We start from the raw sequence: 22,809 nt of genomic DNA, 5'->3' as shown, positions 1-22,809 counted from the left end.
CCTCTGGGCATGACGAACAACACCACGATCGAGGTCCCCGCCGACCCGGAGGAGGCCGTGCGCCTGCTCCGTCACGAGCTGCGCGGCGCGCGCCGCCGGCTCGCCGAGGCACGGCACACCGCCGGCTTCGCGACCGTCCGTCTCCTGGCGGGCACCCGGACCGACGACGTCTCCGCCGTCGCACGGACCGCACCCGGCGTCGCGCTGGGTCACGGCGTCTCCGCCGGATTCCCGCGGTAGGCGTTCTCGAGGGACACCCAGGATGCGCGCGGGCTGTGGCGTCGATCAGGCGGCGCGGCCCGCGCGCTAGCGTCGGCTCATGAGCACTCCGAGCGAGGACCGCATCGCCCGTCTGCGCGAATTGCATGCCGACGGCACCTTCGTGATCCCGAACGCATGGGATGTCGCCTCGGCCAAGCTGCTCGAGGCCGGCGGCGCCGTCGCGCTCGCGACCACGAGCGCCGGGTTCGCCGCCACCCTCGGCCGCGAGGATCAGCGGGTCACGCTCGACGAGCTCGTCGCGCACGTCGAGACGCTCGCGGGGGCGACCAGTCTGCCGATCTCGGTGGACTCCGAGGACTGCTACGCCGACGGGCCGGAGGGCATCGCCGAGACGGTCCAGCGGCTCGCGAGCGCGGGCGCGGCCGGCCTCTCGATCGAGGACTGGGATGCCGCGACCGGCGCCGTGCGCGAGCTCGACGACGCCATCGCCCGGGTCTCGGCCGCGGTCGAGGCGGCCCGCGAGGCCGGCGGCCTCGTGGTCACCGCACGCGCGGAGGGAGCCCTCTACGGCACGCAGGAGCTCGACGAGGTCATCGACCGCCTCGTCGCCTACCGCGAGGTCGGTGCCGACGTGCTCTACGCGCCCGGCCTCACCGACGCGGTGCAGATCGCCCGCGTGGTGGCGGAGACGGGCGCCCCGGTCAACGTGCTCGCCCTGCCAGGCGGTCCCACGGTGGCGGAGCTCATCGTGCTCGGGGTCCGGCGGGTGTCGACGGGCGCCGGGCTCGCGTGGATCGCGTACGGCGCCGCCGTCGCCGCCGCGCGCGACCTCGCCCGCGGCCGCGGCATCCGGGGCGGTATCGACCGGGAGCTGCGCACTCGCGCGTTCGGCGACTGACCGCCTCGCTGTGGGAGACTGAGCCGTACCCGGTCGGGTGCGTCCTTCCTCGACACACGGAGTCCTCACCGCAATGTGCGGCATCGTCGGCATCGTCTCCGCGAGCCCCGTCAACCAGCAGATCTACGACGCGCTGGGGTTGCTGCAGCACCGCGGTCAGGACTCGACCGGCATCGCGACGGCCGAGGGCAACGTCATCCACCTGCACAAGGCCAAGGGCCAGGTGCGTGAGGCCTACCGCACGCGCGACATGCGCTCGCTGCTCGGCACCATGGGACTCGGCCACGTGCGCTACGCGACCCGCGGCGACGCCGGCAAGGAGCAGGAGGCCCAGCCGTTCTACGTGAACGCGCCCTACGGCATCGTGCTCGTGCACAACGGCAACCTCACCAACACGCGCGAGCTCACCGACGAGCTGTTCCGCATCGACCGGCGGCACCTCAACACGAGCTCCGACACCGAGCTGCTGGTCAACGTGCTCGCCAACGAGCTGCAGGCGCAGGCACGCGGGCTCGACCTCGATCCAGACCAGGTGTTCGACGCGATCGCGACATTGCACGAGCGCGTCGAGGGGTCGTATGCCGCGATCGCGCTCATCGCGGGGCACGGGCTGCTCGCGTTCCGCGACCCGTTCGGCATCCGGCCGCTGATCCTCGGCAAGCGCTCGGCGGGCCTCGTCGGCACCGAGTGGGTGGTCGCGAGCGAGTCGCTCGTGCTCGAGCACGGCGGGTACGAGATCGTGCGGGATCTCGCGCCCGGCGAGGCGGTCTTCATCACCCAGGCCGGGGAGCTGTTCTCGCGGCAGTGTGCGGCCGACCCGCGGCTCATCCCGTGCTCGTTCGAATACGTCTACCTGGCGCGGCCCGACTCGATCATGAACGGGATCTCGGTGTACGAGGCCCGGCTGCGGCTCGGCGACCGGCTGGCCGACACGATCGCGAAGTACGCGCCGAAGGGCGACATCGACGTGGTCATGCCGATCCCCGACTCGTCGCGCCCGGCCGCGATGCAGGTCGCGCGCAAGCTCGGCATCGAGTACCGCGAGGGCTTCTACAAGAACCGCTACGTGGGCCGGACGTTCATCATGCCCGGGCAGGAGCAGCGGGCGCGCAGCGTGCGGCAGAAGCTCAACGCGATGAGCTCGGAGTTCCAGGGCAAGAACGTGCTCATCGTCGACGACTCGATCGTGCGGGGCACCACCTCGCGCGAGATCGTCGACATGGCCCGGATGGCGGGGGCCAACTCGGTGACGTTCACCTCCGCGGCGCCGCCGGTGCGCTACCCGCACGTGTACGGGATCAACATGCCGACGCGCCACGAGCTGGTGGCGGCGGGCCGCAGCATCCCCGAGATCGCGACGGAGCTCGGCGCGGACCACCTCGTCTACCAGGAGGTCGCCGACATGGAGGCCGCGATCCTCGAGGGCACCGACATCGCGAGCCTCGAGATGAGCTGCTTCACCGGCGACTACGTGACCGGCACGGTCACCCCCGAGTACCTCGACTGGGTCGAGCGCAACCAGCTCAGCTGACCTCGCTTGCCGAATGACCGATTTGTGCGGGTCCGCCGCTCGCACGATTGCACATTTCGGTCATTCGTGAGCGGTGGCGTCCCGGAGGCGGGCGAGTTCGGCGTCCGGGAAGAGGGCGCGGGGCCAGGCGGCGCGCGGCGTCGAGGAGGCCATCCGGATGCGGAGCCAGACCAGGTCGCCGCGCGGCGTCACGTCGACGACCCGGTCGTAGTCGACGAGCATGCCGGGCAGGTCGTGACCGATGCGGAACGAGCTCTCACCGAACCCGCTGCGGGCGACGCTGCCGAGCGCCGCTGCCGCCTCGACCCGGCGGTGCGCCGCCACCGGCACCGCGACGACGAGTGCCACATCGACCGCGGCGGCCACGATGACGGGGATGACACTTCCAAGCAGCAGCGAACTGCCGATGCCCGCGACCAGCACGATCGCGATCGCCATCCAGATGCCCGCGGACCGGTACCCCGCGCCGATGAGGGCGCGGGTCAGCTCCCGGCGGTAGTGCTCGGTCACCGTGAAGGAGTAGCGGTACTCCGGGCCGTCGTCGGTCATCGTGCGCGGGGGTCGGGACACGCCGCTGCGCGGCTACTCGACCCGCTCATCCGGCTCGAGGTCATCGGGGTCGCCCTCGACGCTCGCGTGCTCGACCGTCACGAGGCGGGAGCGTCGACGGGAGACCTGATCGAGCACCAGCGCGACCACGGCGCCGACCACCAGTCCGGCCGGCACGCACAGCAGGCACAGGTAGCCCCAGGTCGCTCCGAAGCCGACGCGCGGGCTCACGTGGCCGAGTGCGGTCAGCACGAAGGCGACGATCGCGCCGAGCACGGCGCCGAGGACGAGGAACACCGCGACCCGCGGAGCGCGCCGGATGTGCGCCTGCGTCGTCTCGGTGCCCGGGTCGCTCGCCGCGGGGTCGCTCATGAGTCCCAGGCTAGGGGAAGCACGTCGGACAGATCGGCGCGCGATCCGGATGCCAGCACCCGTGCGGCGGCGACCGCGTCGTGCCAGCCGAGCGACCCGGTCGCGAGCGCCAGCCACGTCGTCGGATCGGTCTCGATCACATTCGGCGGCGTGCCGCGCGTGTGCCGCGGCCCGGCGATCGCCTGCACCGCTCCGTAGGGCGGCACGCGCACCTCGACCGTGTGTCCCTCGTGCCCGGATGCCAGCTCCTCGAGCAGGAATCGCACGGCCATCGCGAGCTCGGCGGCATCCGGCGGCGAGCCGGCGAGCACGGCGCGCACGGCGGCACGGCCAGCCTCGAGCGAAATCTTGCGCCGCACCGCCATTGCTCGATCCTCCCATCACGCGGCCACCATCCATATGACGCGAATGCCCGGTGCCGGTGGCCGGCGACGGGGCATTCGTGTCAGATCGATGGGGGTGCGGCGGGCGGGACCCGGCGTGGTCGGGCCGTCGTGCAGCCCCGGGTAGCCTGATCCGATGAAGATCCTCGTGCTGGGTTCGGGAGCCCGCGAGCACGCGATCGTCACCGCTCTGCAGGCCGAGGGTGCGGGCCACGAGATCATCGCCGCCCCGGGCAACGCGGGGATCGCGCGGCAGGTCGAGACGGTCAAGCTCGACGCCAGCAACGGCCCGCTCGTGGCGGGCTACGCCGCCGACAACGACGTCGACCTCGTCGTGATCGGACCCGAGGCGCCCCTCGTGGCGGGCGTCGCCGACGCGCTGCGCGCGCGCGGCATCCCGGCGTTCGGGCCGGGCCGGGCCGCCGCCGCGCTCGAGGGATCGAAGGCGTTCGCGAAGCGGATCATGGACGCGGCCGGCGTGCCGACCGGGCGCGCGATCACGGCATCCACCCACGACGCGGTGGCCGCCGCGCTCGACCGGCTCGGCGCGCCGCACGTCGTCAAGGCCGACGGCCTCGCGGCGGGCAAGGGCGTGCTGGTCACCGACGACCGGGATGCCGCGCTCGCCCACGCCGCCCATTACCTGCAGCAGGGCGACATTCTCATCGAGGAATATCTCTCCGGCCCCGAGGTCTCGCTGTTCTTCCTCGCCGACGGCCACGACGTCGTGCCGCTCAGCCCCGCCCAGGACTTCAAGCGCCTGCGCGACGGCGACCTCGGTCCGAACACGGGCGGCATGGGCGCGTACTCTCCGCTGCAGTGGCTCGCCGACGAGTGGGGCTCGGAGGCCGCCTTCGTCGATGAGGTGCTCGACCGGATCGCGCTGCCCACCGTGCGCGCGCTCGAGGCCGCGGGCACGCCCTTCGTCGGGCTGCTCTACTGCGGGCTGGTGATCACGCCATCGGGCGTCAAGGTCATCGAGTTCAACGTGCGCTTCGGCGACCCGGAGACCCAGGTCGTGCTGCCGCGGCTGCGCACCCCGCTGTCGCAGCTGCTGCTCGCGGCCGCGACGGGTGGGCTCGGCAAGCTGCCCTACCCGACGTTCTCCGACGATGCCGCGGTCGTCGTGGTGCTCGCGAGCGAGGGCTATCCGGAGGGCGCCGAGACCGGCCGGCCGATCACGGGACTCGACGATGCGGCCGCGGTGCCGGGCGTGACGATCGCCCACGCCGCCACCGCCGAGGTCGACGGCGGCTTCGTCGCGACCGGCGGCCGCGTGCTCGGGGTGGTCGCGACCGGCGACGGCATCGAGGCAGCACGCGACCTCGCCTACCGGGCGATGGACCGCATCCACCTCCAGGGCGGGCAGTTCCGCCGCGACATCGCCCAGAACCCATCCGCGACACGAGGGGCCGCACCACGATGACCGACTCCCGCCTCACGGCACTCGGCTGGACGCACCGCTATTCCGGCAAGGTGCGCGACCTGTACACCTCGGAGGCCGTCCCCGGACGCTTCCTCGTCGTCGCCTCGGACCGGGTGAGCGCGTTCGACCACATCCTCGAGCCGGGCATCCCGGGCAAGGGTGCGATGCTCACCCAGCTGAGCCTGTGGTGGTTCGCCCGGCTCGGCATGCGCAACCACCTCGCCGCGGCGCACCCTCGCTCGGCGAGCACCTGCCGCCGGGGATCGCGGAGCGCGCGATGCTCGTGCAGGAGCTCGAGATGTACCCGGTGGAGGCCGTCGTGCGCGGGTACCTCGTCGGCTCGGGCTGGGCCGAGTACCGGCAGACGCAGAGCGTGTGCGGCATCCCGCTGCCCGCGGGGCTCGGCGAGGGCGACCGGCTGCCCGAACCCATCTTCACGCCGGCCCGCAAGGCGCCGCAGGGCGAGCACGACGAGAACATCAGCTACGAGCGGATGGTCGAGCTGATCGGCTCGGAGGCGTCCGAGAGCATCCGGACGACGTCGCTCGAGGCGTTCGAGGAGGCGAGCGCGATCGCCCGGCGCCACGGGCTGATCCTGGCCGACACCAAGTTCGAGTTCGGGCGCGATCCGGCGAGCGGCGAGCTCACGCTCGCCGACGAGGTGCTCACGAGCGACTCCTCGCGGTACTGGGACGCCACGACCTATGCCGCCGGCGGCATCCATCGGCTCGACAGCTTCGACAAGCAGATCGTCCGCGACTGGCTCCTGGAGCACTGGGATCGCACGGGCACGCCGCCGGAGCTGCCGGCCGAGATCGTCGAGCGCACCGCGGCGCGCTACCGCGAGCTGCTCGAGCGCCTCGAGGACGCGACCGCGGCATGAGCCTCGAGGTCGTCCCGGTGCCGTGGGCCGATCCGGATGCCGTGCGCCTGCGCGAGGCGCAGCGCGTCGAGATCGAGGGCCGCTACGGCGGCGACACCGAACCGGGCCCGAAGCCGAGCGCCGACGACATCGCGTTGTTCGTGGTGGCGCGCCGCGACGGCGAGGCCCTCGGCTGCGGGGCACTCCGCGCGATCGACGCGGGGCACGGTGAGGTGAAGCGCATGTACGTCGCGCCCGCCGCTCGCGGCACGGGCGTCTCGACGGCGATCCTCCGCGCGCTCGAGGGCGCCGCTCGCGAGCTGGGCTGGACCCGGCTGCTGCTCGAGACCGGCACGCGGCAGCCCGACGCGATGCGGTTCTACACCCGCGAGGGCTACACCCCGATCCCGAACTACGGGCACTACGCCGACTCGCCCGAGTCGCGCTGCTTCGCCAAGGAGCTCACGCCCGGGGCGTGAAGCAGCGGCAGCCAGACCTCGTCGACGATCGCGACGATCGCGGCATCGGCGGCCGGCTTCATCGTCATGAGCATCTCGTGCCGGAAGAGGTCGAACGGCAGGTCGACCACGCGATCGGAGACCGGCTCGGCCGCCAGCTCGCCGCGCTGCACGGCCCGGCGCACCATGATCCGGAGCCCGCTCACGCGTCGCACGGGACCCCGCAGGATCTCGCGCAGCTCGCTGAAGCTCGATCCGGTGTCTCGGAAGTAGTCCATCAGTTGCACGCTGATCACGGCCATGAGCTGGGCGCGGCTCTCGTTGGCGCCGCGGAGGAAGGCGAGCGCGTCGTCGCGCAGGCTCCCGGTGTCGGGCACCTCGAGGGGCCGTGACCACCAGTATTTGCGAAGCGTGGCGAACAGCATCTCCTCGCGCCGCGGCCAGCGCCGGTACAGCACGGGCCGGCTGGTGCCCGCGCGAGCGGCGACCGCCTCGTAGGTGAACCCGGGGTAGCCGTCGTGCACGAGCACCTCCCATGCCGCGTCGAGCAGGGCGTCTTCGAGCTCGGGGCCGCGGCGGCGGGTGGGAGGTTTTAGATCCACTTGCGTATCTTAATGCGAAAGCGTACGGTGTCGAGCGTTAGATACGCTCTCGTACCTTAAGGCGGCGCTCCCATGGCATCCAGCAAGCTCGACCCGACGGTCGTGCGCACCTCCGTCGCGATCCTGGTCGGCGGCATCACGGTGATCCTCGACTCGACGATCGTGAGCGTCGCGCTGCATCAGCTCGCGCACGACCTGCACGCGACCATCGGCACGATCCAGTGGGTCTCGACCGCCTACCTGCTCGCCCTGGGCGTCGTGATCCCGGTGGTCGGTTGGCTGCAGAGCCGGATCGGGGGCAAGCGGCTCTGGATCGCCGCGATCGGGGTTTTCCTGCTCGGTTCCGTGCTGTGCTCGCTGGCCTGGGACGCGCCCAGCCTCATCGCCTTCCGGGCGCTGCAGGGCGTCGGCGGCGGCGCGATGATGCCGCTCATGACGACGATCATCATGCAGGCGGCCGGAGGGCGCGACCTGGGCCGGCTGATGTCGGTCGTCGCGCTGCCCACGGCGGTCGGGCCGATCCTGGGACCGGTGGTCGGCGGCCTCATCCTCGGCGCCGGCGACTGGCGCTGGCTCTTCCTCGTGAATGTGCCGCTCTGCCTCGCCGGCATCGTGCTCGCCGCGCTCCTCATCCCCGCCGATCGCCGCGGCGGCCGGGTCCGGCTCGACGTGGTGGGGGTGGTCCTCCTGTCGCCGGCTCTCGTGGCTCTGCTGTGGGGGCTGTCGAACGTCACGCGCTCCGGCGGCTTCGGCCGCGCCGACGTGCTCGCGCCGCTCGTCGGCGGCGCCGTCCTGCTCATCGCGTTCGTGCTCTGGGCGCTGCGGCGTCGTGCCGCCGCGCTCGTCGACCTCCAGGTGCTGCGTTCGCGCCCGACCTGGGCGGGCACCGCGCTGCTGTTCCTGTCCGGGGCGTCGCTCTACGGCGCGATGCTGCTGCTGCCGCTGTACTGGCAGGAGCTGCGCGGCACGGACGCCCTCGGTGCCGGACTGCTGCTGATCCCCCAGGGCGTGGGATCGCTCGTGAGTCGCAGCGTCGCCGCCCGGCTCATCGACGCCATCGGCGCGCGGTGGACCTCGGTGATCGGCTTCCTGTTCGTGGGCCTCGCGACCCTCCCCTTCGCCTTCGCCGACGGCCACACCTCGATCTGGTGGCTCGGCGCCGTGCTGTTCGTGCGCGGGCTCGGGGTCGGGGTGGTCGTCATCCCGATCATGACCGTCGCCTTCGTCGGGCTCGACCGCGCCGAGGTGCCGCACGCCAGCATCGTGACACGGATCGCGCAGCAGGTCGGCGGGTCGGTCGGCGTCGCGCTGCTCGCCGTCATCCTCTCGATCACGGCGGCCTCGTCGGGATCCCCCGCGGCGGCCTTCGACGCCGCGTTCTGGTGGGCGACCGGATTCACGGGGGTGGCGGTCGCCCTGTCGTTCGTGCTGCCGAGTCGCCGTGCGGTGCGCGAGACCGAGGCCGCGGCCCGAGGCGAGGAGCCTCGGACGTTCGAGTCCGCGGATGCGTCCGCGGGTGCGACGGCGACGGCGACGGCACGAGAATGAGCGCGTGACCCGGGCCCTCGTCGTGCTGCTCGCGCCTGTGGTGCTCGCCCAGGCGCGAGCCCTTCGCCGGCGCACGCCCGAGCTGGAGGATCCGCCCGGGGCGCGCCGCGGCGGCGCCGGCGCGCCGCGGGTGCTGGTCGTCGGCGACTCGACCGCGGTCGGGATGGGCGTGGACACGCTCGAGGAGGCCCTGCCGGCCCGCCTCGCCGCGCGGCTCGGGGCGCGCTGGAGCATCGCCGGCCGAAGCGGATGGACGGCGACGGAGGTGCTGCGCGGCGTGGGCTCCGACGCCGCCGCGCCCGCGGACGTCCTCGTGCTGCTGGTGGGCTGGAACGACGCGATGCGGGTGCGGTCCGGCCGCGCGTTCGCTCGGGCACTCGAGGGGCTCATCGTGGCGGCACGGGCGGAGCGCGTGGTGATCGTCGCGCCGCCCGAGTTCGGGCGCTATCCGGTGCTGCCGCAGCCGCTGCGCGCGGCGCTCGGCGCCGTCGCGAACGGACTGACCCGTCGGGCCGCCCGGATCGCCGAGGCGCACGGCGCCGCACTCGTGCCCGGGTTCGACGGGAGTCACGTGGCGCGCGACGGATTCCACCCCGATGCGTCCGGCTACGACGCGATGGCGGAGCGGATCGCGGCCGAGCTCAGTACCCGACGGTGAAGCGCGTCCGGCGGTGCGCCGGCCGCTCGAGCTCGTCGACCATGGCCGTCGCGAAGTCCGGCCCCGAGATGAACGACCGGCCGTCGGCATCCGCCACGATCTCGTCGCCGCCGGTGCGGTAGACGCCGCGCTTCTCGCCCGGCGCATACGAGCCGTAGCCGAGCGGGGGACTGAGGAAGAACCAGTCCACACCGTCGCCTGTGCTGCGCAGGGTGTCGAGCACCTCGGTCAGCGCGAGCGATCCCGGCTTCCAGTCGGCGGGAAAGTCGGGCTCGTCGTAGACGCGCGGACCGCCCGCCTCGCGGGAGAGCGATCCGGCGTTGCCGACGACGCCGAGCCTCGCGCCCTCCGCGGCGGCCGCCCCGACCAGTGCGGGCACGGCCTCGACGAGATGCCGTCCGCCCTCGTCGATCGCACCGACCGCGACGAGGATCGCCTGGGAGCCCGGGGTCGCGTCGTCGACGACGGCGGGATCGTGGATGTCGCCCGCGACGACGCGCACGCCGTCGGGGAGGCCGGTCGCGGCGGACCGGGAGACGGCGACCACGGAGTGACCGCGCTCGAGCAACTCGGCGAGGAGGTGGCGACCGGTGTAGCCGGTGGCGCCGAAGACGGTGACCTGCATGAACGGGCCAACCCGCCCGACGGCGCGGATGTTCCCGCGCGCTCGCCGCGTCAGCCCGGGAAGGCCACCGGCGGAATGCCCTCGCCGAGGCGCCCATCGACCCGCAGCCACTCGACGGCCTCGGCGACCGCCGCGAGCGAGGTGTGCGCCGGGGCGTACCCCAGCATCCGGCGCCCCTTCTCGATGCTCATCGCCTGGCTCCGGGCGATGTGCTGGTACGCCGCGTCGCGGTGCTGCTCGGGCAGCGACTGCACGAACTCCTCGAACGGCACGTACCGCAGCCGCGCACTCTGCCGGAACCAGCCCGCGGCAGCCTCGGCGAAGCCGCGCAGGGTGAGCGCGCGCTCCGAGACGGCGTGGAAGGCCTCGCCGTTCGCGGCATCCGGCTGCGCGATGCAGCGCAGCACGAGCTGCGCGACGTCGTCGGCGTGCACGTGGTGCACGGTCGCCAGGCCGAACTCGGGCAGCAGAAGTTCGCCGCCCGAGGCGAGGGCGCGCCACACGCCCGTGTCGATCGTGCCCTGCGGGGTGATGATCGGCCATCCGGGACCGGAGATGTGGCCGGGATGCACGATCGCCACGGGCAGGCCGCCGTCGCGTCGCGACTCGGCCAGCAGCAGTCGCTCGATGGCCTCCTTCTGCACGCCGTAGTCGCCCCACGGGTGCTTGGGGTCGGACTCGATCGCGGGGACCTCGGTGAGCGCACCGTGCACCCAGATCGTGCCGATGTGCACGAGCTGACGCACCCGGCCGCGCAGGGCGTCGACGAGCTGCCGCGCGGAGTCCTCGGTGAAGCAGATCATGTCGACGACGACGTCGGCCCCGAGTTCCGCGATGCGGGTGCCGAATGTGCCGGCGGCATCCTCGGCCTCGCGGTCGGCGACGACGCGCTCGACCTGCTCCCACGCCGGATCCTGCCGGTACGGCGCCGAGGTGCCGCGCGTGACCGCGACCACCTCGTGCCCCTCCTCCACCAGGCGCGGCACCAGGTACCCGCCGACGTGCCCGGTCGCTCCGATGACCACGATTCGCATGACTCGATCTTCGCGCTACTCTCCAGTCGTCATGGACCGCGTGCGCACGCTCATCGGCGTGGCGGGCGCGCCGGGGTCGGCAAGTCGACGTTCGCCGAGCAGTTCGCCGCCGACCTGCGCCGCGACGGCGTGCCGACGGCCGTGGTCGGCATGGACGGATTCCACCTCCCGCAGGCCGAGCTCGTGCGACTCGGCCGGCGCGACCGGATGGGCGCCCCCGACACCTTCGACGTCGCGGGATTCGTCTCCGCGCTCCGGGTGCTGCGTGACGGCCGGGGAGCGCCGCCCTCCCGGTGTTCGATCGCACCGTGGAGGAGGCCCGGCCCCGCGCGCTGCGGGTGGGGCCCGACATCCGGACCGTCGTCGTCGAGGGCAACTACCTGCTGCATGATGCCGGCGGCTGGGAGCAGGTGGCGCCGCTTCTCGACAGCGTGATCTACCTCGAGGCGGACCCCGGGGTGCGGCTCGAGCGGCTCATCCGACGGCACGTGGAGTTCGGCAAGACCCCGGACGAGGCCCGCGCCTGGGTACTCGGCACCGACGAGCGCAACGCCGAGCTCATCGCGCGCGGGCGCGAGCGGGCGTCGCTGATCGTCACCGTAGAATGACAGCGTGCCGGTGATCGTGGTCGAGGTGATGCCCAAGGCGGAGCTGCTCGACCCGGCCGGCAAGGCCGTGGCGACGGCGCTCGCGAAACGCGGTGACGGCGAGTTCACGGCCGTGCGCATCGGCAAGCGCTTCGAGCTGCACGTCGACGAGGTCACCGACGCGGTCCTCGCGAAGGCGCAGCACCTCGCCGAAGAACTGCTCAGCAACGCCGTCATCGAGAACGTCGTGCGCGTGTACGCGGCCGAGGACGCGGTGGCATGACCGCCCGGATCGGCGTCGTCACCTTCCCGGGGTCGCTCGACGACCGCGACGCGCAGCGCGCGATCCGGCTGGCCGGCGCGGAGGCCGTCGCCCTGTGGCACGGCGACCACGACCTGCAGGGTGTGGATGCCGTGGTGCTGCCCGGCGGCTTCAGTTACGGCGACTACCTGCGCTGCGGCGCGATCGCGGCACAGGCCCCGATCATGCACGAGATCGTCGCGGCGGCGAACGCCGGGATGCCGGTGCTCGGCATCTGCAACGGCTTCCAGATCCTCGTCGAGGCGCATCTGCTGCCGGGCGGCCTGATCCGCAACGAGGCGGGCGCGTTCGTGTGCCGCGACCAGACCCTGCGGGTCGAGAACGCGACCACCGCGTGGACGCACGGGTTCGAGCAGGGCGACCTGATCACGGTGCCCCTCAAGAACGGCGAGGGCGGGTTCATCGCCGACGCGGAGACGCTGAAGCGGCTCGAGGGCGAGGGGCTCGTCGCCTTCCGCTACGTCGACGTGAACCCCAACGGCTCGCTCGATGACATCGCGGGCCTCACCAACGAGCGCGGCAACGTGGTCGGCCTGATGCCGCATCCCGAGCACGCGACCGAGCCGGGCTTCGGCCCCGACACCCCCTCGGCGATGCGCTCGGGCGTCGACGGTCTCACCTTCTTCCGCTCGGTCATCGAGCGCACCCTCGCCGCGGTTTAGACGCGCGCTCCCGCCCGACCGCTCGTCGTTTTCAGGACTCGAGCGCAGGACGCGCCGCGCGCCCGCTCGGGACGCCGGCGCGCCGCGAGATCCGTCCTGAGAACCGATCCGGTCATTGCCCGGCGTCGGGCTCATCGGCGTCGGAGCGCACCACGGGGTTCGTCCCGGTGAAGTTGTGGGCGCGGCGCTCCGCCTCGTCGCTCCCGCTGAACACCCCCTCCGGCTCCGCCTCCTTGCCCGAGCGACGTCGCGCGCTCGTCGCGTGCTCGCGCTCGACCTCCACGCGCTGCGTGGGCAGCGCCTCCGGGGTCTCCCGCTGCAGCCAGTCGACGAGCCGCTCGCGCACGAGGCAGCGCAGGTCGAACAGGGCGGCGGCATCCCGCGCGGTCACGAGCACCCGCACGTGCACGTATCCGCCGACCGCGTCGGTGACCTGCAGCACCTTGGCGCGGTGATCCCACAGGCTCGCGTCGTCCAGGATGCGGTCGAGCTCCGCGCGCATGCGCCCCGGCGACACGCGCCAGTCGAGGTCGAATTCGACCGCGCCGAGCAGCTGGCTCGAGGTGCGGGTCCAGTTCTCGAACGGGTTCTGGGTGAACCAGGTGCACGGCAGCACGAGCCGCCGGTCGTCCCAGACGTGCACGACGACGTAGCTGAGCGTGATCTCCTCGATGCGCCCCCACTCCTGCTCCACGACGACGACATCGTCGACGCGGATCGCCCCCGAGAATGCGAGCTGGATCCCGGCGAACAGGTTCGACAGCGTCGACTGCGCCGCGAGCCCGGCGACGACGGAGATCACGCCCGCCGAGGCGAGCACGCTCGTGCCGACCGCCTGCACACCCGGGAAGGTCAGCAGCACCGCGCCGATCGCCAGCACGAACAGGATGACGTAGATGAGCCGCCGGATGACCGCGAGCTGCGTGCGCACCCGGCGCGCGACGCGGTTGTCGGGCACGTCGACGCGGTAGCGCCCCATCGCGACACCGATCACGAACCCGAGAACGGCCCCGATGAACCAGGCACCCACGACGATCGCCACGATCAGGATGACGTGGTCGCGGCTCCCGGCGTGATGCACCCCCGCCGGCCAGGTCGCCACGATGGCGGGCGACACGAGCGCCACCACGAGCGCGGCCCGGAACGGCAGCCGCAGATGCCGCATCGGGTCGCCCTGCCACTGCCGGCGGCGCGCGACCGCGCCGACGATCACTGAGACGATCCCGGCGACCAGCAGTGCGAGCACGATCGCCGCCGCCACCGCGACCGCGAGCGTCGGCCACGAGTGCTGCGTGAAGCCCATGGTGCACCTCCGCGTCCACGCTAGGCACCCCGCGCGAGCGCCGATCAGGCTCCGAGGTCATTGCCGGGCTGGCGCTTTTGACCTATCTGTTCTATAACTAGTGACACAGAAGGGAGTCGTCATGCAGATCGACATCGATCCCCGCTCCGACGTGCCGCTGTACCAGCAGCTGCATGATCGGGTCGTCGAGGCGATCGCCGACGGATCGCTGCCGGCCGGCACCTCGCTCGCGTCCGTGCGCCAGCTGGCCGGAGCGTTCGGGATCAACCTCGCGACCGTCGCCAAGGGCTACGACCTGCTGCGCCAGGAGGGGCTCGTCACCACCAACCGCCGCTCCGGCTCGATCGTGGCGCGGGATGCGGCATCCGGACCCGCGGCCGCCTCCTTCAGCGACGGCTGGGTTCCCCGGCTGCGCACCCTGCTCGCCGAAGCCGTCGCACACGGCATGACCGACCACGAAGTGACCACCGCGGTGAGCACCGAGCTCCACCGCTTCCGCTCCGGAGGAGACCGATGACATCCACGTTCGCGCCCGCATTCTCGGCGGGCCTGGTCGCACTGCTCGCGCTGCTGCTGATCGCCATGCCGGCGATCACACCGGCCACCGTGCCGCTCGGCGTCGCGGTCCCGCCCTCGCGCACCGGCGACCCGCTCGTGCGGCGCGTGATCACGCGCTACCGGATCGGCGAGGTCGTGCTGGCGATCGTCGCCCTGCTCGTCGATGCGGCCCTGCTGTTCGCGCCGCCGGTCGCCGGCATCTTCGTGCCGGTGTTCCTCTTCCTCGCGCTCTCGGTCGCCTGGCTGGTGCTGTCGCGGCGCACGATCATCGCGGCCAAGCGCGACCAGGACTGGTACGAGGGCGTCCCGGTGCAGCAGAGCGCCGAGGTCACGGCTCCCACCCACCATCACCCGCCCCTGGTCTGGGCGATCGTCGCGGTGCTCGCCTTCGTCGCCGCGTTCGCGATCGGAGCGGCCGTCTATCCGTCGCTCGCCGACCCGTATCCCGTGCACTTCGACCTCGCCGGCGCCCCCGACCGCTTCGAGCCGAAAACGCTGTGGGCGGTGTTCGGCCTGCTCATCGTGGGGGTCGGCGTCGCCGCGCTGCTGTTCGTGCTCGCGGTCGTCGTGCCGCGCACCGCGTTGCGCGCCACCCCGGGCGATGCGCCCCAGGGCGCCCTCGCACGTGCCGACGCGCGGCGCGGCGTGCTCGCGGCGCTGCTCGCCCAGCTGTCCGCCGCCATCGCGGTGGGCCTGTCGCTCGTCAGCGTGCTCATCTGGCTCGCTCCGCCGGCGGTCGCGACGCGCACGGGACTCATCGTGATGATCCTGCTCATCGTCGGGGTGCTCGCGGTCGCGGTCGTGCGATACCGACGCATCGTCCGCCGGACCAGCGCGTCCGCCCCCGGCCACGCGTCCGCCGCATCCCCTCCGGGCACCCCGCCCCGCGCCGCTGGCCCGGCGGCCCCCGACGACGACGCGCACTGGAAGGGCGGGATCATCTACGTCAACCGCGACGACCCGTCGATCTGGGTGCCGCGCCGGTTCGGTCTGGGCTGGACGCTCAACCTGGGCCGACCGGCCGGCGTCGTCATCGGGGTCGTGACGATCCTCGTGATCGTCGGGATCGTCGTGACGGTGCTGCTCACCACCGGGCACGGCCGGTAGCGCCGCCGCCACCCGTCATCCGCGGCGCGCCTCGATGAGATGCCGGGAGGAGTGCGCCACGAACGGTCCGTCGTGCCGCATGCGCGCATCGAGGGCGCGGAGGGTGCCGAGGTGCTCGGCGACCGTGAAACCCGGCACCCACCAGATGACCTTGCGCAAGATCCAGACGATCGCGCCGATGTCGCGGAACTCCATCCGCAGCCGGGCGGTGCGCAGATCGACGACCTCCAGACCCGCGGCCCTCGCGGCGGCCGCCTCGTCATCCGGATGCCGCCCCCGCCGCGCCGCCGCGCCGAGCGGCCCGAGGAACTCTTCGATCAGCTCGAACGCGCTCTCCGGTCCGACGTGCTGGCCCAGGTAGCTGCCGCCCGGGCGGAGCACCCGCGTGATCTCGCCCCAGTGCGCGCGCACCGGATGCCGGCTCGTCACGAGCTCGAACGCGCCGTCCGCGAACGGCAGCGGCGGCTCATCCGGGTCGGCGACGACGACGCCGCCGCGTGCGCCGAGGGCGGCCGTGGCCTTCGCGAGATTGGGCGGCCACGACTCCGTCGCGGCGAGCACGCGCGGCACGGCCGCCGCGGCATCTAGCGCACCGGCGAGCACCTCGCCCCCGCCGGTCTGGATGTCGAGCGCCGCCCCGACCGTGCCGAGGCGCTCGGCGAGCAGCCGCTGGTAGCCCCACCCGGGCCGCTCCTCGGTCGCCCGGCCGTCGAGCCACGAGAAGTCCCATCCGGAGACGTCGGCGGCCTCCGCCTCCGCCACGAGGTCGTCGAAGGAGCGCATGGATGGATGCTAGGCGGAGCCCCGGCGCGCGCGCCGGTAGGCTCGGTGCCGATGACGACAGCGCCGATGACGATCCCGCCCATCATCGACTCCGTCGCCGTCGCGGCCGCCACCCCCGAGAAGGAGCAGCCGTTCGCGGCGCTCGGGCTGCGCGAAGACGAGTACCTGCGCATCCGCAGCCTGCTCGGCCGCCGCCCCACGAGCGGCGAGCTCGCCATGTACTCGGTCATGTGGAGCGAGCACTGCTCCTACAAGAGCTCGAAGACGCACCTCCGGAAGTTCGGCCAGAAGGTCAGCGACGAGATGCGCAAGAACCTCATGGTCGGCATGGGCGAGAACGCCGGCGTCGTCGACATCGGCGAGGGCTGGGCGGTCACCTTCAAGATCGAGAGCCACAACCACCCGTCGTACGTGGAGCCGTTCCAGGGCGCCGCGACCGGCGTCGGCGGGATCGTGCGCGACATCATCTCGATGGGAGCCCGACCCGTCGCCGTCATGGACGCGCTCCGATTCGGTGCGGTCGATCATCCCGACACCGAGCGGGTGCTGCCCGGCGTGATCGGCGGCATCAGCTTCTACGGCAACTGCCTCGGCCTGCCGAACATCGGCGGCGAGACCTGGTTCGACCCGGTGTACCAGGCGAACCCGCTCGTGAACGCCCTCGCCGTGGGCGTGCTGCGCCACGAGGATCTGCATCTGGCCAACGCGCGCGGCGCGGGCAACAAGGTCGTGCTGTTCGGCGCCCGCACCGGCGGCGACGGGATCGGCGGGGCATCCATCCTGGCCTCCGACACCTTCAGCGAGGGCGGCCCAACCAAGCGCCCGAGCGTGCAGGTCGGCGACCCGTTCGCCGAGAAGGTGCTCATCGAGTGCTGCCTCGAGCTGTTCGCGGGCGACCTGGTCGAGGGCATCCAGGACCTCGGCGCGGCCGGCATCTCGTGCGCCACCTCCGAGCTGGCCAGCAACGGCGACGGCGGCATGGCGATCGAGCTCGACAGCGTGCTGTTGCGCGACCCGACGCTCACGGCGGAGGAGATCCTCATGTCGGAGAGCCAGGAGCGCATGATGGCGATCGTCGCCCCCGGCAAGCTCGAGGGCTTCCTCGCGGTGACGTCGAAGTGGGACGTCGAGACGAGCGTGCTCGGCGAGGTCACCGAGACCGGTCGGCTCGTCATCACCTGGCGCGGCGAGACGATCGTCGACGTCGACCCCCGCACGGTCGCGATCGACGGGCCGGTGTACGACCGCCCGATGGTGCGACCGGTGTGGCTGGATGCCGTGCAGGCCGACAGTGCCGCGTCGCTCCCCCGTGACGGCGATCTCCGCGCCCAGCTGCTCGCCCTCGTCGGCAGCGCGAACCTGGCCGACAAGAGCGTCATCACGTCGCAGTACGACAAGTACGTGCTCGGCAACACGGCCCTGAGCTACCCGGACGACGCGGGCATGATCCGCGTCGACGAGACCTCGGGGCTCGGCGTCGCCCTCGCCACGGATGCCAACGGCCGCTACTCCTACCTCGACCCGTACGCCGGGGCGCAGCTCGCCCTCGCGGAGGCGTACCGCAACGTCGCGACATCCGGCGCCGTGCCGGCCGCGGTCTCCGACTGCCTCAACTTCGGCAGCCCCGAGAACCCCGAGGTCATGTGGCAGTTCGCCCAGGCCGTCGAGGGGCTCGCGGACGCCTGCCTCGAGCTCGCCGTGCCCGTGACCGGCGGCAATGTGAGCTTCTACAACCAGACCGGCGACGTGCCGATCCACCCGACGCCGGTCGTGGCGGTCATGGGCACGATCGACGACGTCGGCCGCCGCATCCCCTCGGGCTGGCAGGATGCCGGCGACAACCTCTACCTCCTCGGCACGACCGCGCTCGAACTCGACGGCTCGGCGTGGGCGGGCGTGATGCACGGCCACCTCGGCGGGCGCCCGCCGGCGGTCGACCTGCCGCGCGAACGGGACCTCGCCGGGCTGCTCGCCGCGGCCGCGCACGAGGGCCTGCTCAACGGCGCCCACGACCTGTCGGACGGCGGGCTCGCGACGGCCCTCGTCGACGCGTGCCTGCGCTTCGGCGTCGGCGCGCGGGTGTGGCTCGACGAGTTGCTGACCCGCGACGGGATCGACCGGACGACGGCGCTGTTCAGCGAGACCGGCGGCCGCGTCGTCGTCGCCGTGCCGCGCGAGGAGGACGTCAAGTTCACGCGCCTGTGCGAGGGCCGGGGCTACCCGGTGGCGCGCATCGGCGTGACCGACGACGGCGCGGACGCCGAGCCCGTGCTCGAGATCCAGGACGTGCTCACCGTCCCCCTCGCCGAACTCCGCGCGACCTCGCGCGCGCCCCTCGCCCGCTTCGCGTAAACCCCTGCGCACCCGTTTCGCGTAGCGTCCACGCGCAGGTTTCGGCGGTCAAAGTTCAGGAGCATCGCTGCGCGACCGAGCCGATACGGTCACGGCGCGCGACGATGTCCTGCACTATTGACTGGGGGATCCGCAGGGGAGACCCCGCACGGCGACCACACGCGGCGACCACACGCGGGGGGACCCGGGGCGCAGCGGCTTACGCGATGGGGAACGCGACGCCGGTAGCGGCCTCCGCCTGCCGCCATACCTCCGCGCCGAACGCGGGGTCCGCGCTCGAGGCGACTGGCTTGGCGGGGGCGGGGCGACCGACCAGACCACGGTGCGGGCCCCAGAAGGTGCCGCCCTCGGCATCCGGATCGATCGCGGCGCGCACGACCGGCCACGCGCCGCGCTCCTTGCTCTGCAGGAACAGCGGGAACGACCCGCGATCCAGCGCGAACCCCGGATGCGCGACGAGCGAGCGCCGCGCCGATCCGGCCGCGCGCCACCGCCGATCGAGCTCGAATCCGAGCGCCTGCGTCGCGTGCTTCGACAGCCCGTAGGCGCGGAACGGCGCATACCGTCGCTCGGACTGCAGGTCGCTCACGTCGCCGCGCACGAGCTTCGTCGCGAAGCTGCCGAGCCACACGACCCGGCCGTCGTCGGCGAGCGCCGGGGCGACGAGCGCGGTGAGCGCGAACGCGCCGAACGCGTTCGTGCCGACGATGAGCTCGAGCCCGTCGTCGGTGGTCTCGCGCCGCCGCACGGCGTCGGTGCGGCCGGCGTTGTTGACCAGCACGTCGATCCGCCCGAGCGCGCGCAGCTCGGCCGCGGCGGTGCGGATCGAGTCGAGCGAGGCGAGGTCGAGGCGCACAAGGGCGAGTGCGGCGCCGGGCACGCGATCCCGGATGCCGTCGATCGTCGCCTGCGCCCGCTCCGGCGAGCGCGACGCGAGCACCACGCGCGCACCGGCGCCGGCCAGCTGCTCGCTCACGCGGGCGCCGATGCCGGCGTTGCCGCCGGTGACGACGACGGTGCGGCCGTGCTGGTCGGGCAGCCGATCGGGGTCCCAGCTCACCGCGGTGCGGGTCCGGCCGGCGTCTCGATGCTGCCCGTCGCGGCGATCTGCTCGTGGTGGTGGATGACCTCGGCGACCACGAAGTTGAACCACTTCTCGGCGAAGGCCGGGTCGAGGTGCGACTCCTCCGCGAGGGCCCGGAGCCGCGCGATCTGCTCGCGCTCGCGCTCCGGGTCGGCGGGCGGGAGGTCGTGCGCGGCCTTCAGGTGCCCGACGGCCTGCGTCGCCTTGAAGCGCTCCGCGAGCATGTGCACGAGGGCGGCGTCGATGTTGTCGATGGTGCGCCGGTAGGCCGAGAGCTGCGCCGTGACGTCGGTGTCCGTCATGATCCGAGCCTAGCTTCGAGCCCCGCGCGCACCTCGGGCCAGTCGTCGACGGTGATCGAGTGCACCGCCGTGTTGCGCCAGGTGCCGTCGGCGCGGGGGAGGTCGCGGCGCATGATCCCCTCGAACGTCGCGCCGAGTTTCAGGATCGCCGCCCGCGAGTGGGCGTTGACCTCGTCGGTGCGGATCGCGACGCGCCCGAACCCGTGCGCGAACGCGTGGGTCAGCAGCAGCAGCTTCGTCGCGGGGTTGACGTCGGTGCCCCACACGGCGGGCGTGTAGCCGGTGCAGCCGATCTCCACGTGCTCCTTCTCGAGCACGATGTTGAGCATGCTCGACGAGCCGAGGATCTCGCCGTCGCGCACGACCACCCAGCAGCGCCCGCCGGACCCGTGGCGGCAGTACTGCGGGAACCACGCGTCGAACGCCGCCTCGTCGGCCGGCAGCCCGCTCGGGCCGCCGCCGTAGCCGGCGGCGAAGATCTCGGGGCGTCCGAGCGCTCGCCACAGCCCCGGCAGGTGGCGGTGCTCGAACGGTTCGAGCCGGATGCCGTGCCCCTCGAGCACGACGGCATCCGGGAACGTGGCGCTCATCGCACCCCTTCTCTCCGGGAAGCGGCACGTCAGTCGACGAGGTCGTGCCGCACGACGATGCCGTCGCGCGACGGGCCGACCCCGATCGCCGAGATGCGCGCGCCCGACATCTGCTCGACCGTCAGCACGTACTCCTGCGCCGCCTTCGGCAGCTCGTCGAACGACCGCGCGCCGGAGATGTCGTCGTTCCAGCCGGGCAGCTCCTCGTAGATCGGCGTGGCGTGGTGGAAGTCGGTCTGGTTGACCGGCACCTCGTCGTGGCGCACGCCGCCGACGTCGTAGGCGACGCAGACCGGGATCTTCTCGAGCCCGGTCAGCACGTCGAGCTTGGTCATCACGAAATCGGTCACGCCGTTGATGCGGGCGGCGTAGCGCGCGATCGGGGCGTCGTACCAGCCGGTGCGGCGCGGGCGACCGGTCGTCGTGCCGAACTCGAACCCGGCGGAACGCAGGAACTCGCCCGACTCGTCGAACAGCTCGGTCGGGAACGGACCCGACCCGACCCGCGTCGTGTACGCCTTGACGATCGCGATGACCCGGTCGAACCGGTTGGGCGCGACACCCGAGCCGGTGGCCGCCCCGCCGCTGGTCGCGCTCGAGCTCGTGACGAACGGGTACGTGCCGTGGTCGACGTCGAGCATCGTCGCCTGGCCGCCCTCGAAGAGCACGGTCCGGCCGGCATCCAGCGCGCGGTTGAGCTCGAGCGAGGTGTCGACGACCATCGGCCGCAGCCGGTCGGCGTACTGCAGCAGGTCGTCGACGATCTCGTCGACCGCGATCGCCCGGCGGTTGTAGATCTTGACGAGCATCTGGTTCTTGAGCTCGAGGGCGCCCTCGACCTTCTGGCGCAGGATGTTCTCGTCGAACAGGTCCTGGATCCGGATGCCGACCCGGTTGATCTTGTCGGCGTACGCCGGACCGATGCCGCGCCCGGTCGTGCCGATCTGCCGCTTGCCGAGGAAGCGTTCGGTCACCTTGTCGAGGGTGCGGTGGTACTGCGTGATGACGTGCGCGTCGGCGCTCACGAGCAGCCGCGACGTGTCGACGCCGCGGGCGGCGAGCGCCGTGAGCTCGTCGAAGAGCACCTCGATGTCGACGACCACGCCGTTCGCGATGACCGGCGTGACGCCCGGGGTCAGGATGCCGGACGGCAGCAGGTGCAGCGCGTACTTCTCGTCGCCGATCACCACGGTGTGGCCGGCGTTGTTGCCGCCGTTGAACTTGACGACGTAGTCGACGCGGCTGCCGAGCAGGTCGGTGGCCTTGCCCTTGCCTTCGTCGCCCCACTGGGCGCCGACGAGAACGATCGCGGGCATGGGTCTCTCCTTCGAGAGAGGAGGGATTACGCCCCAGTCTAAGCGGCGGAGTGCCTCCGGACCCACTCATGCATGACGATCGCGGCGGCCGCGGCGGCGTTGATCGAGCGGGTCGAGCCGAACTGGCGGATCGAGACGACCGTGTCCGCGGCGGCGAGCGCCTCGGCGGAGAGGCCGGGGCCCTCCTGCCCGAACAGCAGGATGCAGCGCTCGGGGAGGTCGGCATCCACCACATCGACGGCGCCCGCCACGTTGTCGACCGCCACGATCGGCGCGCCCCCACCGCGGCCACCAGGTCGTCGATGGTCGGGTGGTGGGCGATGTGCTGGTAGCGATCGGTCACCATCGCGCCGCGGCGGTTCCAGCGCCGGCGCCCGACGATGTGCACCGTCTCGGCCAGGAACGCGTTCGCCGTTCGCACGATCGAGCCGATGTTGAGGTCGTGCTGCCAGTTCTCGATCGCGACCGAGAACGGATGCCGCCGGGCGTCGAGGTCGGCGACGATCGCCTCGACGCTCCAGTAGCGGTAGGCGTCGACGACGTTGCGTGCGTCGCCGTGCTCGAGCAGCTCGGGGTCGTAACGCGGGTCGTCGGGCCACGCCGCTCGGCCTCCGGGCCACGGTCCCACGCCGACCGATGCGCGCTGCTCGTCGTCCACCCTGTTAATCTCCCGCC

25 protein-coding genes and 2 pseudogenes are annotated in these 22,809 nt (G+C 72.5%); 14 read left to right on the top strand and 13 right to left on the bottom strand.

Translation table 11 applies throughout. From position 1 onward, the window contains the following. The first annotated feature begins 9 nt into the window (after window positions 1-9). From QQK35_RS10350 to purF, 3 genes are all read left to right on the top strand, one after another. Window positions 10-240 carry a hypothetical protein gene (locus QQK35_RS10350; protein WP_284254085.1) on the top strand — a complete coding sequence of 77 codons (231 nt, stop codon included), beginning with the start codon at window positions 10-12 and terminating at the stop codon, window positions 238-240. Between the two features lie 79 nt (window positions 241-319). Then, window positions 320-1,120 carry an isocitrate lyase/PEP mutase family protein gene (locus QQK35_RS10345; protein WP_284254084.1) on the top strand — a complete coding sequence of 267 codons (801 nt, stop codon included), beginning with the start codon at window positions 320-322 and terminating at the stop codon, window positions 1,118-1,120. 73 nt (window positions 1,121-1,193) lie between these two features. Beyond that, a complete protein-coding gene (gene purF, locus QQK35_RS10340) occupies window positions 1,194-2,651 on the top strand; it encodes an amidophosphoribosyltransferase (protein WP_284254083.1) in 1,458 nt (485 codons plus the stop codon). 60 nt (window positions 2,652-2,711) lie between these two features. Here purF and QQK35_RS10335 read toward each other — a convergent pair whose 3' ends face one another. Genes QQK35_RS10335 through QQK35_RS10325 form a run of 3 tightly spaced genes read right to left on the bottom strand, consistent with a single transcriptional unit; the run spans window position 2,712 to window position 3,937 of the window. Beyond that, window positions 2,712-3,221, bottom strand: coding sequence for a hypothetical protein (locus QQK35_RS10335; RefSeq protein WP_284254082.1), 510 nt, complete (start codon window positions 3,219-3,221; stop codon window positions 2,712-2,714). A gap of 12 nt (window positions 3,222-3,233) precedes the next feature. Further along, complete coding sequence (locus QQK35_RS10330; RefSeq protein WP_284254081.1) at window positions 3,234-3,572, bottom strand: potassium transporter Trk; 339 nt, start codon at window positions 3,570-3,572, stop codon at window positions 3,234-3,236. Further along, window positions 3,569-3,937 (bottom strand): sterol carrier family protein, encoded by a 369-nt coding sequence (locus QQK35_RS10325; RefSeq protein WP_284254080.1) that lies wholly within the window; start codon window positions 3,935-3,937, stop codon window positions 3,569-3,571. Before QQK35_RS10325 ends, QQK35_RS10330 begins: the two co-directional genes overlap by 4 nt. 154 nt (window positions 3,938-4,091) lie before the next feature. On the opposite strand from QQK35_RS10325, the gene purD reads away from it, so the two are divergent. From purD to QQK35_RS10310, 3 genes and pseudogenes are all read left to right on the top strand, one after another. Next, the gene (gene purD / locus QQK35_RS10320; RefSeq protein WP_284254079.1) at window positions 4,092-5,381 is read left to right on the top strand and encodes a phosphoribosylamine--glycine ligase; all 1,290 of its coding nucleotides are present in this window, start codon (window positions 4,092-4,094) and stop codon (window positions 5,379-5,381) included. Beyond that, a pseudogene (locus QQK35_RS10315) lies at window positions 5,378-6,264 on the top strand (phosphoribosylaminoimidazolesuccinocarboxamide synthase). The gene purD and the pseudogene QQK35_RS10315 overlap by 4 nt, the downstream one beginning before the upstream one ends. Further along, window positions 6,261-6,722: a GNAT family N-acetyltransferase gene (locus QQK35_RS10310; protein ID WP_284254078.1), complete on the top strand. Its 462-nt coding sequence runs from the start codon at window positions 6,261-6,263 to the stop codon at window positions 6,720-6,722. The pseudogene QQK35_RS10315 and the gene QQK35_RS10310 overlap by 4 nt, the downstream one beginning before the upstream one ends. Here the strand turns inward: QQK35_RS10310 and QQK35_RS10305 are convergent. Further along, entirely contained in the window at window positions 6,665-7,303 is a 639-nt protein-coding gene (locus QQK35_RS10305) for a TetR/AcrR family transcriptional regulator (RefSeq protein WP_284254077.1), read from the bottom strand. The two genes, QQK35_RS10310 and QQK35_RS10305, sit on opposite strands and share 58 nt — an antisense overlap. 72 nt (window positions 7,304-7,375) lie before the next feature. Between QQK35_RS10305 and QQK35_RS10300 the strand changes: the two genes are divergently transcribed. Then, entirely contained in the window at window positions 7,376-8,851 is a 1,476-nt protein-coding gene (locus tag QQK35_RS10300; RefSeq protein WP_284254076.1) for an MDR family MFS transporter, read from the top strand. Window positions 8,852-8,855: 4 nt separating this feature from the next. Beyond that, complete coding sequence (locus QQK35_RS10295) at window positions 8,856-9,509, top strand: SGNH/GDSL hydrolase family protein (protein WP_284254075.1); 654 nt, start codon at window positions 8,856-8,858, stop codon at window positions 9,507-9,509. On the opposite strand, the gene QQK35_RS10290 is transcribed toward QQK35_RS10295, so the two are convergent. Both QQK35_RS10290 and QQK35_RS10285 read right to left on the bottom strand, forming a co-directional pair. After that, window positions 9,493-10,134 (bottom strand): NAD(P)-dependent oxidoreductase, encoded by a 642-nt coding sequence (locus QQK35_RS10290; RefSeq protein ID WP_284254074.1) that lies wholly within the window; start codon window positions 10,132-10,134, stop codon window positions 9,493-9,495. The genes QQK35_RS10295 and QQK35_RS10290 overlap by 17 nt on opposite strands. 50 nt (window positions 10,135-10,184) lie before the next feature. Beyond that, entirely contained in the window at window positions 10,185-11,168 is a 984-nt protein-coding gene (locus QQK35_RS10285) for an NAD-dependent epimerase/dehydratase family protein (RefSeq protein ID WP_284254073.1), read from the bottom strand. 293 nt (window positions 11,169-11,461) lie between these two features. Between QQK35_RS10285 and QQK35_RS10280 the strand changes: the two genes are divergently transcribed. From QQK35_RS10280 to purQ, 3 genes are read left to right on the top strand one after another with little or no spacing between them, the layout of a single operon-like run. Next, a complete protein-coding gene (locus QQK35_RS10280; RefSeq protein ID WP_284254072.1) occupies window positions 11,462-11,776 on the top strand; it encodes a nucleoside/nucleotide kinase family protein in 315 nt (104 codons plus the stop codon). Window positions 11,777-11,780: 4 nt separating this feature from the next. Then, window positions 11,781-12,038 (top strand): phosphoribosylformylglycinamidine synthase subunit PurS, encoded by a 258-nt coding sequence (locus QQK35_RS10275; protein ID WP_284254071.1) that lies wholly within the window; start codon window positions 11,781-11,783, stop codon window positions 12,036-12,038. Next, window positions 12,035-12,739, top strand: coding sequence for a phosphoribosylformylglycinamidine synthase subunit PurQ (gene purQ / locus QQK35_RS10270; protein ID WP_284254070.1), 705 nt, complete (start codon window positions 12,035-12,037; stop codon window positions 12,737-12,739). The genes QQK35_RS10275 and purQ overlap by 4 nt, the downstream gene beginning before the upstream one ends. Window positions 12,740-12,851: 112 nt before the next feature. Here the strand turns inward: purQ and QQK35_RS10265 are convergent, their stop codons facing one another. Next, on the bottom strand, window positions 12,852-14,042 hold the full coding sequence (locus QQK35_RS10265; RefSeq protein WP_284254069.1) for a mechanosensitive ion channel family protein: 1,191 nt from the start codon (window positions 14,040-14,042) through the stop codon (window positions 12,852-12,854). 121 nt (window positions 14,043-14,163) lie between these two features. Between QQK35_RS10265 and QQK35_RS10260 the strand changes: the two genes are divergently transcribed. Further along, window positions 14,164-14,559: a GntR family transcriptional regulator gene (locus QQK35_RS10260; RefSeq protein WP_284254068.1), complete on the top strand. Its 396-nt coding sequence runs from the start codon at window positions 14,164-14,166 to the stop codon at window positions 14,557-14,559. Next, window positions 14,556-15,707 (top strand): DUF5808 domain-containing protein, encoded by a 1,152-nt coding sequence (locus QQK35_RS10255; RefSeq protein ID WP_284254067.1) that lies wholly within the window; start codon window positions 14,556-14,558, stop codon window positions 15,705-15,707. Before QQK35_RS10260 ends, QQK35_RS10255 begins: the two co-directional genes overlap by 4 nt. 15 nt (window positions 15,708-15,722) lie before the next feature. On the opposite strand, the gene QQK35_RS10250 is transcribed toward QQK35_RS10255, so the two are convergent. Next, window positions 15,723-16,490 carry a methyltransferase domain-containing protein gene (locus tag QQK35_RS10250; RefSeq protein ID WP_284254066.1) on the bottom strand — a complete coding sequence of 256 codons (768 nt, stop codon included), beginning with the start codon at window positions 16,488-16,490 and terminating at the stop codon, window positions 15,723-15,725. A gap of 51 nt (window positions 16,491-16,541) precedes the next feature. Here QQK35_RS10250 and purL point away from each other — a divergent pair, with 51 nt between their 5' ends. Then, window positions 16,542-18,842, top strand: coding sequence for a phosphoribosylformylglycinamidine synthase subunit PurL (gene purL, locus QQK35_RS10245; protein ID WP_284254065.1), 2,301 nt, complete (start codon window positions 16,542-16,544; stop codon window positions 18,840-18,842). 199 nt (window positions 18,843-19,041) lie between these two features. Here the strand turns inward: purL and QQK35_RS10240 are convergent, their stop codons facing one another. From QQK35_RS10240 to QQK35_RS10220, 5 genes and pseudogenes are all read right to left on the bottom strand, one after another. Further along, window positions 19,042-19,902: an SDR family NAD(P)-dependent oxidoreductase gene (locus QQK35_RS10240; protein WP_284254064.1), complete on the bottom strand. Its 861-nt coding sequence runs from the start codon at window positions 19,900-19,902 to the stop codon at window positions 19,042-19,044. Continuing rightward, window positions 19,899-20,228: a chorismate mutase gene (locus QQK35_RS10235; protein WP_284254063.1), complete on the bottom strand. Its 330-nt coding sequence runs from the start codon at window positions 20,226-20,228 to the stop codon at window positions 19,899-19,901. Before QQK35_RS10235 ends, QQK35_RS10240 begins: the two co-directional genes overlap by 4 nt. Further along, window positions 20,225-20,818, bottom strand: a complete 594-nt coding sequence (locus tag QQK35_RS10230) for a GNAT family N-acetyltransferase (protein WP_284254062.1) — start codon at window positions 20,816-20,818, stop codon at window positions 20,225-20,227. Before QQK35_RS10230 ends, QQK35_RS10235 begins: the two co-directional genes overlap by 4 nt. Window positions 20,819-20,847: 29 nt before the next feature. Further along, entirely contained in the window at window positions 20,848-22,134 is a 1,287-nt protein-coding gene (locus QQK35_RS10225) for an adenylosuccinate synthase (RefSeq protein ID WP_284254061.1), read from the bottom strand. 38 nt (window positions 22,135-22,172) lie between these two features. Then, a pseudogene (locus QQK35_RS10220) lies at window positions 22,173-22,801 on the bottom strand (TrmH family RNA methyltransferase). Window positions 22,802-22,809: the final 8 nt, after the last annotated feature.

The organism is Pseudolysinimonas kribbensis (assembly GCF_030161895.1).
Classification (GTDB): domain Bacteria; phylum Actinomycetota; class Actinomycetes; order Actinomycetales; family Microbacteriaceae; genus Pseudolysinimonas; species Pseudolysinimonas kribbensis.
This window is presented reverse-complemented; position numbering and strand designations above follow the sequence as displayed.